Source organism: Agrobacterium vitis (assembly GCF_014926405.1).
GTDB classification, from domain to species: domain Bacteria; phylum Pseudomonadota; class Alphaproteobacteria; order Rhizobiales; family Rhizobiaceae; genus Allorhizobium; species Allorhizobium vitis_H.
The window spans coordinates 3,398,655-3,411,690 of sequence record NZ_JACXXJ020000005.1 but is presented as its reverse complement, the minus strand read 5'-3'; the positions used below and the strand labels follow the sequence as shown (position 1 = coordinate 3,411,690).

The following is a 13,036-nucleotide window of genomic DNA, read 5'->3' as shown; positions in this document are numbered from 1 at the left end:
CGCTGTAGCGCTTTATACGAAGAGTCATTGAAGATGACTCTTCGTATTCCTTTTGCAAATATCTCAAGCGATTGATGCATTTGAGATATTTGTAATGCCTTCAAGTCGAGGATGCGTCAGCATGTCAGAGACTTGGTATTACATGTGTAGCATGAAGCCGTGCATTCCCAATGCCTGGAGGCACAAAGACATCTCCAGGCATTGGCATCACTACAGCGCTGTGCGCCCTAGAGTCTGTCAGGTTCAGATTGAACCAGACAGACTCTAGATTCTCTTGTTTTCGTTTGTCTTTTCGGGAAAACCGGATTCCACTTTTCCCTGACAAACTCTAAAGCGTGTTGCGGCTTATCAGCCTCAAGCAACACGCTTTAAGTTTTTGTTTTTACGCATGTCGTTACCGCAAAACCGCTGCACACTTTTGCGCGACATGCTCTATATGGCGCACAAAGGTTCACCGTCGCTCTTTATATTTTTGCATAATTTTCTCTTTAAACCGATTCCGGTTTAAAGAATGATGCAGTAACCATTATTTGGTTTTGAGCAGCCACATCTTGCCGGCCATGGTAATCCGGCGCGAATCCTGATCAACTTCTTCTGCGGTATTGCACCGTTCCAGCAGGCCCAGGTCCGTCAATTCCGTCACGGTCGTGGTGGTGAGGAACTTGATCTTCTGCGGCCGTTCCTTGAAACGGTCGGTCCGGGAATAGGTAACCTCGGCGTTCAAATGCGTCCATTTCTTCAGCGGCTGGGGATACAGATCGCCTTCCTTGGCAAGCTTCAATCCGCGGATCTGCGTGGGTGTCAATTCGATCATATCCAGCCTCTAGTGGGACCATTTCCAGCGCCAAGGACGCTCCAGGAAATGCTCTGTCTCTTTTGTGTTATAGCAAGGCCCGAAGACGCACATGCATCCCTGCCTTGAAAAAAAAACGACCATCCCAAGTGCCTTGAAGGCTTGAGATAGTCGCAACGGAATACCGACTGCCATTGTTAACGGCTATTGGCATGATGCGGCGGCACGCGGAAAACGGCCCAATGAATTCTGATATTGCGAGCGCCTGTGCAGAGCGCCCCAAGGGCGATGTCACAGTCTGCTTGGCGCGCAATTTCGCTTTTTTAATCCATATCTGGTTTAAAGATTATGCAGTAAGCTTCTGCGGGCAGAGAGTCTACTGGATAATTCCTTAAATCGGACGAGATGATGCCCGCTTTCAGGCCTTAAGCCGTCGAGCAGGCCTATTCCGGCACCGGCACGTCCATCCGCTCCAGATGCAGGATGCGCGGCGATACCGCATCGATAAAGCCTTGGGCGCGACCGATATAGATCAGCGTCGCCCCCTGTAACTGCGTCATCACGCCGGTCAGGATCGTCGCCGTTTCCGGCTCCAACCCATCAAGCACATCGTTGAACACCACCCAATGAGGCTTGCGCAACAGGATATGGGCAAAAGCCAGCGCCATCTGCTCATCCTTGTCCAGCACCCGGTCCCAACGCTGCCGCTCGTCCAGCGCGCTAGCAAGGCGGCTGAGTTTCACCGTCTTCAGCGCCAGCGCCATAGCCTCCTCACCATAGGTGGAGGCATCCTCAGGATAGGCCAGAATGTCGCGCAATCGTCCCTCCGGCAGATAGGGGGACTGAGGCACGAACAGGATATGATCTTCCTGCGGCAGACGGATCAAGCCTTCGCCATAGGGCCAGAGTCCGGCGATGGCATTGAAGAATTGCCGCCGGTTGATGCCGGGATCGCCGTTAACCATCACATGTTCACCGGCAAGGATGACGGGATTGTCCTCTTTCAGATGATAACCGCCCCAATGGGCCTCAGCCTCGACGGGGGTGCGGATATAGACATCCTCGAAAGCCAGTTCGCCCGGCTTTCCGGCCTCCACCCGGATCTGGCCTTCCACCGTCTCGGTCAGCGCCGGTTCGATCAGGGCGGCGCGCAGCACCATCACCCGTAGCAACGTCGCCTTCCAATCCGCAATCGCCCCGAAATTATCGACATACCAGCGCAGCGCCGTATAGACCTGCGTGAAAGCCGAGGCCGCCATCATCAGGCCGCCGAAGGTCATCGTGCCGCCAAAATAGGCTGGCGAAGCAATCAGCACCGGCACGATCAGCGCCAGCCAGCCGAAGGCCGCCGACACCCAGGTCAGATTGGTCAGCGCCAGCGCCAGCTTGGAAATGATCGCCAGCACCCGGTCAATGGTGGCATGGATCTGGGCGCGCTCGACATCCTCGCCACGTGCCAGCGCAATCGGCTCCAGATGCTCGTTGCTGCGCATCAGGGCGGCGCGAAGCTCGGCCTCTCGGGCATAGCGGGTGGCATTGAGACGGGTCAGCGTCGCGCCGACCAGATTGCTGGCCACCGCCGCCCCACCCGCATAGATCAGCGCCGCCCAGACCATATAGCCGGGAATAGCGATCTGGTGGCCAAACAGGGTCAGCGAAAAATCCCCGGACAATTTCCAGAGCACGCTGATGAAACTGACGAGCAGAATGGTGGATTGCACCAGCCCAACGGTGAGCGACGTCGTCGATTCCGCCAGCTTGCGCGCATCTTCATGCAGGCGCTGGTCTGGATTGACGCCAAGCGGGCTGGACACCGACAGCCGATAGGCACGCCTGCCTTTCAACCATTGATCGACCATATCGCGGGCCAATCCCTCGCGCATGTACAGCGCGGTCATCTGGCTGAAAAAGGTCTGCGCCACATTGATGACCAGCAGAAAGGCCGCAATAAAGAAGAAATTGCGCAACTCCTGCCAAAACGCGGATAGATCGCGATTTTCCAAGGCGTTGTAGAACGGCTGGTTCCAGCGGTTGAGCAATATCTGGCCGTAGGTCAAAAGCAGAATGACCGCGAGCAACGAAAGCGCCAGTAGCAGAATGCGCCCTCTGACATGGCTGGACCAGAAGGATTGGCCAGCCATGCGCATCTGTTCGGCAAATGTCAGGTCCGGCGCGGCGGGTTCGTTGTCCGGAAGTGTGGTCTTGGATGCGGTCATCAGTGGTGATCGGCCATGAAAAGAAGTTCTGCTTCCCATCATGCCCGCGATAGCGCTGTTGTGCTACTCCCCAACCATAAAAAGCCTTAGAGAAATCCCCGTCCGCTGAACCGCACAAGATCAACGCGGAGGCGCCACCTTGGGAATAAGCACGGCTTCGGGTTTGGCCACCATCAGAAAATCCTTGGCTGGCTTATAGTTCGTGGTCTTCTTCTTGGAATAATTCGGCGTCACCATGCCAGGAAGCATTCCAGATCCGTGGATACGATCATCAATCGGAAAATAGCTTTCCTGCTTGGGATGTTGAAGATTGGCGGCCGCCTCATGCACGCATTGTGTCCGTCGATCATCCTCTGGATGCCAACGATAGATGTTGGTCGTCCAGACCTCGACTTTCATCATAATAACGCCATTGCGATTGATTTCTTCAATAAACTGCCAGTTCACATTCAATGAGCCCGTCGCAAACTGCCAATCGTGATTTCGAAAATTGGTTTGCGGAATATCCACGATGCCGGAAGAGGCAGGGTGAGATGACGGGGACAGGATTGGCGCAGTCCTTGAATTTTCCCCTTTTGAATTTTTCAACGGCGCCCGCGCCGCATTGACTGCGCCAAATATTCGCGCCCGTACACCGGGGTCCTCTTCCATCAATGTCCGAAGCGAGAAATGGATCGGCTCACCCGAGCCCGCCAGATAGTGATTGAGGAACTGTTCTGCCCGACCGCCTTTATCCATGGTTCTTGCCTTGGCAAGCGTCATGATCTGCAGGTCAGACCATGTCTGACCATGGTCTGTGTATTTGCCGGTAAACCGCACACTGTTGCAGACAAAATCAATATCACTTTTTTCCAATGGCATGCGATGTTCCTCCATCAACCAAGGCAAGCAAGCGTATACTTTTCAAAGCTTAAGAGCCGCAGTAAGCCAGATGGCAGGACATGGCGTCAATAAAATATCTCATTTGCGTCAAATTCGGCGCAATATGAATGACGATACTGATCCGTGACGATTGAAATCCACTGACCCTCCAAGATCAATGAAGGGGCACTCACCGTCCCACCCAATCACCCCTTGTCAGTTTCATTCCCCACCGCTAAACCTCCTGGAGATCTAACGGGGTGCAATGGTGTCTGCCATTGCTGAGAGGCGACGCCGCCAACCCGCGGAACCTGATCCGGCTAACACCGGCGGAGGGATTAGATGCGCGGCTGCCATACCGCCTTTTCCCGTCTCGCGCTATTGACATTAAAGAGGAAAAGCCATGGCTGACCAGTCCCCACGCATGTTCTTGTCCATCCCAGCAACCGCTTTACTGACGCTTCTCGCCATTGGCACGCACGCCGCCCAGGCCGAAGACAAGGTACTGACCATCTACACCTATGAAAGCTTCGTTTCCGAGTGGGGACCGGGGCCGAAGGTGAAAGCCACGTTTGAAAAGACCTGCGGCTGCACCGTCAAGTTCGTCGGACTGGAAGATGGCGTGGCGCTGCTGAACCGGCTGAAGCTGGAAGGCGCTTCCAGCGAGGCGGATCTGGCGCTGGGGCTGGACACCAATCTCACCGAGGAAGCCAAACAGACCGGGCTTTTCGCCCCCCACGGCATCGATGCGTCGGCGGCCCAGGTGCCTGGCGGCTTCAAGGACGATATGTTCGTGCCCTATGATTACGGACATTTCGCCGTCGTCTACGACACCCAGACCATAAAAAATCCGCCCAAAAGCCTGAAGGAACTGGTGGAAGGGGACCCTGCCCAGAAGATCGTCATCGAAGACCCGCGCACCTCGACACCGGGGCTCGGCCTGCTGCTCTGGGTCAAGTCGGTCTATGGAAAGGACGCACCCGCCGCCTGGGCAAAACTGAAAGACCGGGTGCTGACCGTCACCCCCGGTTGGTCGGAGGCCTATGGCCTGTTTACCAAGGGCGAAGTGCCGATGGTATTTTCCTATACGACCTCGCCCGCCTATCACATGGTCTCCGAAAACACCGACCGTTATCAGGCCGCAGACTTTTCGGAAGGGCATTATATTCAGATCGAAGTGGCAGGACTGTTGAAAGGCGCCAAGCACAAACAACTGGCCGAGGATTTCCTGAAATTCATGCTGACGACAGGCTTCCAGGATGAGATCCCCACCAACAACTGGATGATGCCAGTCACCAAGACCTCGACCCCGCTGCCAGAGGCTTTCGACCGTCTGGTCAAGCCAGCCAAGACCTTCCTGATGAGCCCGCAGGAGGTTGCCGCCAACCGCAAGGCCTGGATTGCGGAATGGCAGGCGGCAATGGCGGCTAAGTAAGGCCAACCATGGCTCTAGCACGTCAAAACCTGCTGCCGATTGCCGGTGGGGTCATTGGCCTTGCCGGGCTTTTTGCGTTTATCGGGTTGGCAATCACCGCCTTGCTGGTGGCAACTGGCGACAACGTGCCGTTGGCGCTGGACAGTTACACCCTGTCCATCCTGCGCTTCACCCTGGTGCAGGCCGGGCTATCGACTTTGCTGTCTCTTGTCTTTGCCCTGCCGGTAGCGCTGGCGATAGCACGGCAACGGCATTTCTGGGGCCGTCGCTGGCTGATCCGGCTGATGGCGCTGCCCATGGGCCTGCCGGTGCTGATTGGTGCGCTGGGCCTGATCGGTATCTGGGGCCGCAACGGGTTTGCCAATGATCTGCTGGCGCTGCTCGGCCGTCAGACACCGGTCAGCATTTACGGCCTGACCGGCATCCTCATTGCCCATGTGTTTTTCAACATGCCCTTGGCATGCCGCCTGCTGCTTGCCGGGCTGGAGCGGGTGCCACCGGATTATTGGCGCATGGCGGCCAGTCTTGGCATGGGTCCGGTTGCGATTTTCCGGATGATCGAATGGCCAGCCCTCAGCCCCTTACTTCCCGGCATCGCCGGGCTGATCTTCATGCTCTGCGCCACGAGTTTCACGCTGGTGCTGACGCTGGGCGGCGGGCCGGGCGCAACCACGCTGGAAGTGGCGATCTATCAGGCGTTGCGGTTTGATTTCGATCCGCCCTTGGCCGTATCCCTGGCCACCCTGCAACTGGCCGTCACGGCTCTGTTGCTTGGCCTTTTGGCGATGTTTCCGGCACCGGACGACCAGGCATTGCCCGATGAAAGACCTGTGCTGCGGCTCGATGGCAAGGGACTGGCAACGCGGGCCTGGGATGGGGGTGTGCTGCTGCTTGCCCTGTTTTTCCTGGTCACGCCCCTTGCCACTATCGCTTTTGCTGGCGTTAAAGCCGATCTCCTAAAACTGCTTGATGATCCCTCGGTCTGGCGGGCTGGCGGGCTTAGCCTTGCGATCGCCTTTCCCGCCGCCCTGCTGGCGCTGGGTCTCAGCCTCCTCTTCATCAATGCCAGGACAGCACTATCCGGCCTGCGGCAAAAAACCCTGGTCGCAACCACTCTTTCCCGGCTGATTGGCGCAACATCCTCGCTGGTGCTGCTGGTGCCGGTCATCGTGCTGGCCACCGGCTGGTTCCTGCTGCTGCGCCAGATGGGCAATGCGGCAGGGTTTGCCGGGCCGGTGGTGGTGGCGATCAACGCGATCATGGCGCTGCCCTTTACCATGCGGGTCTTGGCACCGGCCATCGCCACCCATCACCAGCGCACAGCGCGCCTGTCTGCAAGCCTCGGCCTTGGCGGACTGGCCAAGATCCGCCATATCGACTGGCCGGGCCTGCGTCGTCCGATCCTGACGGCCCTGTCCTTTGCCATGGCGCTATCGCTTGGAGACCTTGGGGCGGTGGCCCTGTTCGGCGCTAACAATCTGGCGACTTTGCCGTGGCTGATCTATAGCCGGATGGGCAGCTACCGCACCGCCGATGCCGATGGTCTGGCCCTGCTGCTCGGCCTTGTCTGCCTTGTGCTGACCATGATTGGAACGGCGGGCGGCTCAAGTGCTGACAAACCGGAGGAGCGACCTTGAGCGAGACGGCCACTATCCCCGATGCCGCAATTGTCCTCGACACGGTGCAACTGCGTCTGGGAAACCAGCGTTTTGAGTTCAACGATCAGATCGCGTCTGGAAAGATCACGGCGATCACCGGCATGTCCGGCTCAGGCAAATCCACCTTGCTGAACCTGATTGCCGGGTTCGAGACGCCCGATCAGGGCCGCATCCGGATTGGCTCGGAAGACATCACCGATCTGCCCCCCGCCAAACGTCCGGTCTCCCTGGTGTTCCAGGACCATAACCTGTTTGCCCATCTCGATCTCGCCGCCAATATCGGCCTTGGCATCGATCCGTCTCTGCGGCTTGGCGCGGCGGATCGGCTGGCGGTGAGCGAGGCACTGAAAAGAGTGGGACTTGGCGGTTATGACAAGCGCAAGCCCGCCACGCTTTCCGGCGGAGAAAAGCAGCGCGCCGCCTTTGCCCGTGCGCTGGTCCGGCGCAAGCCGGTGTTGTTGCTGGACGAACCTTTTGCCGCCCTCGATCCTGGCCTGCGCGCCAGCATGGCCGATCTGCTGCTGGATCTGCACCGCGAAACCGGCCAGAGCGTGTTGATCGTCAGCCACGATCCCCAGGATGTGCGGCGCCTGGCTGATGATGTGCTGTTTCTGGATCAAGGCCGCATTTCAATGCATTGCGACGCAAAAACCTTCCTTTCCGGCGAAGGCCCAGCCGCCCTCAAGACCTTTCTCGGTCCCTTTCATGATCGCGACCGGTTTTAACAGGAAGTCTCGAAGACGGGGACCACATCCACGCCCTCAAAAAAGGCCAAATATCTCAAATGCATCAGAGGTTTGAGATATCTGCAAAAGCAGGACCAGGGGCCATTTTCGATGACCCTTGGTATAAGGCCATGATTTCGACGCGACCAGCTGGCATGGCGTGATGCATACAAAGCACAAATGAATGCGATCATTAACATTTTCTTATCCAATTGGCTGATCTTGTGCGATGCGCAGTTTTATCCAAATCAATAATATGCTGTTAAGGATTTGGATGAAAATCGTGACACGTCCCGCATCGCAATATCAGCGAAATGGCGGGTGTGACTGAACAGGTAAGGGGACGAAGACGTTTCTAGGATGCGCTGCAATATGATCCTGATGGCCCCTGCACAGCAAGGCACCTGGCAAACCACGCGAATGGTGGCGGGAAAAATGCGCCCTGGATTAAAAGCGAGCCTCGGCCTTATAGCTGCCCTGTCGCTTGCCGGCTGCCAGTCGATGGTAGAGCAGTCCTATCAGCCGAACATCTCGCCCTCGTCTTCGCCGCAGATCGTTCAGGAAGTGCAGAAGGACGATCCCCGTGCCCAGATGGGTGCGCGTGAGCATCCCCGTATCGTGGCAAGCTATGGCGGCGAATATCACGACGAAAAAAACCGAACGGCTGGTGGCAAAAATTGCCGGTGCCCTGACGGTGGTTTCTGAAAACCCGCAGCAGTCCTATCGCATCACCATTCTGAATTCTCCGGCTATCAATGCCTTTGCCCTGCCGGGCGGCTATCTCTATGTCACCCGTGGCCTGCTGGCGCTGGCCAATGACGCTTCGGAAGTCGCCGCCGTGCTGTCGCATGAAATGGCCCATGTCACCGCCAATCATGGCATCGAGCGCCAGCGGCGCGAAGAAGCCGAGGTTATTGCCAGCCGGGTGGTGGCCGAAGTCCTGTCCAGCGATCTGGCTGGCAAGCAGGCCTTGGCCCGTGGCAAGCTGCGGCTGGCCGCCTTCTCACGCCAGCAGGAATTGCAGGCCGATACGATCGGGGTGCGCACGCTGGGCGAAGCAGGTTACGATCCCTATGCGGCGGCGCGCTTCCTGGATTCCATGGCCGCCTACCAGCATTACAGCTCATCCGACCCGAATGCCGACCAGAGCATGGACTTCCTGTCCAGTCACCCCAGCACACCGCAGCGGGTGGAACTGGCGCGCGACCATGCCCGCGCCTTTGGGCCTGACGGATCGACCGGCGACAAGGGCCGCGATTACTTTTTCGATGGCATCGATGGCATGCTGTATGGCGACAGCCCGCAGGAGGGCTATGTCCGTGGCCACACGTTCCTGCATGGCGGCCTCGGCATTCGCTTCGACGTGCCAGACGGTTTTCAGATCGACAACAAGGTGGAGGCGGTCATGGCCACCGGGCCGGGCGATGTCGCCATCCGCTTCGACGGCGTGGCCGATACTCAGAACCGCAGCCTGACCAACTATATTTCCAGCGGCTGGGTCACCGGCCTGTTGCCGGACAGCATTCACGAAACCAAGATCAATGGCATGGAGGCCGCGACCGCCAGGGCCTCGGCTGATCGCTGGGATTTCGACGTCACCGTGGTGCGGCTGGGCAATCAGATTTTCCGCTTCCTGACCGCCGTTCCAAAAGGCAGCGACCAGCTGGCGCCGACATCCGATCTTCTGCGCCAAACCTTTCGGCGCATCACACCCGAGGAAGCCAAGACGCTGAAACCACTGCGCGTCCGGGTCGTCACCGTTGGACAAGGCGACACGCTGGCCAGCCTGTCGGCCAGGATGATGGGAACGGATCGAAAGCTGGAATTGTTCAAGGTGTTGAATGCCATTCCCGCCGGTCAAAGCCCCGCGCTCGGCAGCCGGGTCAAGATCGTCTCGGAATAACCTATGCATAATTCCTTAAATCGGAAGCGATTTAAGGAATTATGCAGCAGATTTAAAGTCTTACAGCCTCCTTTGTGCGTTTTATAAAACGCACAAAGGAGGCTGTAGAGATTTGGTTCGATCTATTGGGTCTGTTCAGGCCACCATCTGCGGATTGGCCTGAACCAGCGCGACCTTCAGCTTTTCCATCGCCCGGGTCTCAATCTGGCGCACCCGTTCCTTGGAAATACCAAGCTCACAGCCCAGTTCCTCAAGTGTCGCGCCATCCTCCGAAAGTCGCCGGGCGCGAATGATGCGCATTTCACGCTCATTCAGATGGGCCATGGCGCCGCGCAGCCAATCCAGGCGACGCTCGGTATCGATCATATCCGTCACCTGCTCGTCCGGTGTCGGCTCATCGCTGGCCAGCATATCCAGCCGTTCGGCACCCTCTTCACCATTGTTGGAAATCGGTGCTTGCAGGGAGGTATCATTGGAAGAGAGCCGGGCGTCCATCGACTGGACATCGGCAAGGCTGACACCAAGCGCGGTGGCGATTTCCTGGTGGATGGCCTGATCGGTCAAGCGTTGATCGCCCTGGGCAAGCTTTGCCCGCAACCGGCGCAGATTGAAAAATAGTGCCTTCTGGGAGGAACTGGTGCCGCCGCGCACGATGGACCAGTTACGCAGGATATAATCCTGCATGGAGGCGCGAATCCACCAACCGGCATAGGTCGAAAAACGCACATCGCGGGTCGGTTCAAACCTTGCCGCGGCTTCCAGCAGCCCTATATAGCCTTCTTGAATGAGATCGCCGAGCGGCAGGCCGAAGCCACGAAACTTGGAAGCCATGGCAATCACCAGCCGCATATGGGCATGGGCAATCTGGTTTCGGGCCACCTGATCGTTGCCATGTTTCCAGCGTACCGCCAGATCATGCTCCTCCTGGCGCTCCAGATACGGTGCGGCCATTGCAATCCTGATGAGCTTCTTATCGGCCTGCAGGGAATTCATTACGACCTCCATTCGCACGGCACCACGCGCCGCGTCGAGAGCAATTTAAAGGTTCAAACCACGGCAATGAATGTTTCATTCTTTTACGATGGGACTTGCCAAACGGATCACTGCGCGACATATCTTTTGTAGATTTAACTAATGTTCTAAGTCATGAGATGGTGTTTTGCCCGTACCAACGTCGCTGTAACGCTTAAAGCTGCGGAATGTTCCAGCTATAGGGCTGGACAAATTCTGTTGCGCGCCCAAGATACCCGCATCCGCGCGCATCAATGGGTCTGCGCAGCGCAAAAAATCGAATGTCGATCATCCCGCCAACATCTCGGCTCTTGAATTTCACCTGATCTTTCGCCACCTGAAGGCGGTTGCGGGCCGCAGGTGGGACACCCTTTGCGACGCCAGCAAAATACTCTTTTTGCCGCATGCTGAGGGACAGGTCGCAGTGCCCGTCCAGGCATGCTGCCTGACGTGATACGGGAGTTACAATGTCGACAGAAACAGCCGAAAAGCCGGGCGAAACTACGCCAGAATCACATGTGTTCGAAGCCGATGTGGCGCGCCTTCTGCATATGATGGTGCATTCGGTCTATTCGGATAAGGATGTGTTCCTGCGGGAACTGGTTTCCAATGCCGCTGATGCCTGCGAGAAACTGCGTTATGAGGCGATTACCACGCCGGGCCTTCTCACCAGCGATCCCGATCCCCGCATCCAGCTGCGGCTCGATGCGGATAACAGGCAATTGATCCTCGAAGACAATGGTATCGGCATGAGCCGGGCCGAGTTGATCGAGGCGCTGGGGACCATTGCCCGCTCAGGAACCCGTGCCTTCATGGAGCGGATCGAGGCCAGCAAGGCTGAAGCAGGCAAGACCGGCGAGGATGCCCAGCTGATCGGCCAGTTTGGTGTCGGCTTCTATTCCTGCTTCATGGTGGCGGATAAGGTGGATGTGGTAACGCGCCGTGCCGGGGAGACGCAGGCCTGGGCCTGGACCTCCGATGGCAAGGGCAGCTACTCCATCAGCGAGATCGATGCCGAGAGCGCACCAGCCCGTGGCACCCGCATCACTCTGCATCTGATGGAGGATGCGAAGGACTATGCCACCCGCGCCCGCGTCGAGCGAATCGTCAAGCAGCAGTCAGGCCATGTCCCGGTTGCGATCACCCTGGTTGAAAAGCCCGGCGACGAACCAACCCGGATCACCGAAGGCACTGCACTCTGGACCCGCCCGAAAACGGAGATCAGCACAGAGGAATACGCCGATTTCTATCGCGGCATTGCCGGTCAATATGACGAACCGGCCTTGACGGTGCATTTCCGCGCCGAAGGCCGGCATGAATATACCGCCCTTGCCTTCGTGCCCGGCACACCCCCTTTCGACCTGTTTGATCCCGACCGCAAAGGCCGCATCAAGCTCTATGTGAAGCGGGTCTTCATCACCGACGATGCCGAACTTCTGCCACGCTACCTGCGCTTCGTGCGCGGGCTGGTCGATACCGCCGACCTGCCGCTGAACGTATCGCGTGAAATGATCCAGGAAAGCCCGATCCTGTCGGCGATCCGCAAGGGAGTAACCAATCGCATCCTGACCTCCGTGGAAAAACTGGCCCAGAACGAGCCGGAAACCTACAAGACGCTCTGGGAAAATTTCGGCGCAGTGCTGAAAGAAGGGCTCTATGAGGATTTCGAACGGCGCAGCCAATTGCTGGGACTTACCCGTTTTCGCACCACGACATCAGGCGACGACCAGCGTAGCCTTGCCGACTATCTCAAGGACCTCAAGCCGGAACAGGACAGCATTTATTACCTGGCCGGGAGCAACATCGAACAGCTGAGAGCCTCGCCGCAGCTGGAAGGTTTTCGCGCTCGTGGCATCGAGGTTCTACTGCTCTCAGACCAGATCGACAGTTTCTGGGTGATGAATGCCCCGGAGTTTGAGGGCAAGACCTTCAAATCCGTTAGCCAGGGGGCAGCCGACCTTACCAAATTCGCCAAGGCCGACGCCGGTGCTGATAGCGACCAGGATAGCAACGACCAGGCAAAAGCCGATATTGCCGGCTTTCTGGCGCTCGCCAAGGAGCAGTTGAAAGATCTGGTTGCCGATGTCCGCGCCTCAGACCGGCTGACGGAAAGCCCCGTCTGCCTCGTTGCGCCGGAAAGCGGTTATGACCGTCAACTGGAGAAAATATTGGCCGGAGCAGGCCAGCTTGCCTCGACCTCCAAGCCGGTGCTGGAGCTGAATGCCGATCACGCGCTGGTGAAGGCCATGGCGGGTGCCCAGCATACGCCTGCCCTGCAAAATGACGCGATCCACCTGCTGTATGATCAGGCCCGCATTCTCGACGGTGAAAAGCCAGCCGACGCCCGGGCCTTTGCGGAGCGCATGGGACGGCTGTTCGAAAAGGCGCTTCGCGCCTGATAAGTGAAGAATAACGAAAAAAGGCCCGGTTCGCA

The 13,036-nt window shown here is 57.7% G+C and carries 8 protein-coding genes, 1 pseudogene and 1 riboswitch; of the genes and pseudogenes, 5 read left to right on the top strand and 4 right to left on the bottom strand.

The features are described 5' to 3' along the window. Positions 1–526: 526 nt before the first annotated feature. From IEI95_RS27115 to IEI95_RS27105, 3 genes are all read right to left on the bottom strand, one after another. Positions 527–814: a hypothetical protein gene (locus IEI95_RS27115; RefSeq protein WP_194417230.1), complete on the bottom strand. Its 288-nt coding sequence runs from the start codon at positions 812–814 to the stop codon at positions 527–529. A gap of 422 nt (positions 815–1,236) precedes the next feature. Then, positions 1,237–3,009, bottom strand: a complete 1,773-nt coding sequence (locus IEI95_RS27110; RefSeq protein WP_194417229.1) for an ABC transporter ATP-binding protein/permease — start codon at positions 3,007–3,009, stop codon at positions 1,237–1,239. A gap of 120 nt (positions 3,010–3,129) precedes the next feature. Continuing rightward, complete coding sequence (locus IEI95_RS27105) at positions 3,130–3,771, bottom strand: hypothetical protein (RefSeq protein WP_194417228.1); 642 nt, start codon at positions 3,769–3,771, stop codon at positions 3,130–3,132. A 345-nt stretch (positions 3,772–4,116) separates the two neighbouring features. Next, positions 4,117–4,225: riboswitch (TPP riboswitch) on the top strand. Positions 4,226–4,294: 69 nt separating this feature from the next. On the opposite strand from IEI95_RS27105, the gene thiB reads away from it, so the two are divergent. The 4 genes and pseudogenes from thiB to IEI95_RS27085 all read left to right on the top strand — a co-directional run bounded on the left by thiB (position 4,295) and on the right by IEI95_RS27085 (position 9,591). After that, on the top strand, positions 4,295–5,305 hold the full coding sequence (gene thiB / locus IEI95_RS27100; RefSeq protein ID WP_156538270.1) for a thiamine ABC transporter substrate binding subunit: 1,011 nt from the start codon (positions 4,295–4,297) through the stop codon (positions 5,303–5,305). Positions 5,306–5,313: 8 nt separating this feature from the next. Then, the gene (gene thiP / locus IEI95_RS27095) at positions 5,314–6,942 is read left to right on the top strand and encodes a thiamine/thiamine pyrophosphate ABC transporter permease ThiP (RefSeq protein WP_156538229.1); all 1,629 of its coding nucleotides are present in this window, start codon (positions 5,314–5,316) and stop codon (positions 6,940–6,942) included. Continuing rightward, positions 6,939–7,688 carry a thiamine ABC transporter ATP-binding protein gene (locus tag IEI95_RS27090; RefSeq protein ID WP_156538230.1) on the top strand — a complete coding sequence of 250 codons (750 nt, stop codon included), beginning with the start codon at positions 6,939–6,941 and terminating at the stop codon, positions 7,686–7,688. Before thiP ends, IEI95_RS27090 begins: the two co-directional genes overlap by 4 nt. A gap of 435 nt (positions 7,689–8,123) precedes the next feature. After that, positions 8,124–9,591, top strand: a pseudogene (locus IEI95_RS27085) (M48 family metalloprotease). Positions 9,592–9,726: 135 nt separating this feature from the next. Here the strand turns inward: IEI95_RS27085 and IEI95_RS27080 are convergent. Then, positions 9,727–10,584 (bottom strand): RNA polymerase factor sigma-32, encoded by an 858-nt coding sequence (locus IEI95_RS27080; protein WP_015917504.1) that lies wholly within the window; start codon positions 10,582–10,584, stop codon positions 9,727–9,729. A 485-nt stretch (positions 10,585–11,069) separates the two neighbouring features. Between IEI95_RS27080 and htpG the strand changes: the two genes are divergently transcribed. Beyond that, complete coding sequence (gene htpG / locus IEI95_RS27075; protein ID WP_156538231.1) at positions 11,070–13,001, top strand: molecular chaperone HtpG; 1,932 nt, start codon at positions 11,070–11,072, stop codon at positions 12,999–13,001. Positions 13,002–13,036: the final 35 nt, after the last annotated feature.

Excerpts from the sequence above, each read along its gene's own strand:
- IEI95_RS27115 (WP_194417230.1), bottom strand. The coding sequence starts at position 814 with ATGATCGAATTGACACCCACGCAGATCCGCGGATTGAAGCTTGCCAAG.
- IEI95_RS27110 (WP_194417229.1), bottom strand. The coding sequence starts at position 3,009 with ATGACCGCATCCAAGACCACACTTCCGGACAACGAACCCGCCGCGCCG.
- IEI95_RS27105 (WP_194417228.1), bottom strand. The coding sequence starts at position 3,771 with ATGACGCTTGCCAAGGCAAGAACCATGGATAAAGGCGGTCGGGCAGAA.
- thiB (WP_156538270.1), top strand. The coding sequence starts at position 4,295 with ATGTTCTTGTCCATCCCAGCAACCGCTTTACTGACGCTTCTCGCCATT.
- thiP (WP_156538229.1), top strand. The coding sequence starts at position 5,314 with ATGGCTCTAGCACGTCAAAACCTGCTGCCGATTGCCGGTGGGGTCATT.
- IEI95_RS27080 (WP_015917504.1), bottom strand. The coding sequence starts at position 10,584 with ATGAATTCCCTGCAGGCCGATAAGAAGCTCATCAGGATTGCAATGGCC.
- htpG (WP_156538231.1), top strand. The coding sequence starts at position 11,070 with ATGTCGACAGAAACAGCCGAAAAGCCGGGCGAAACTACGCCAGAATCA.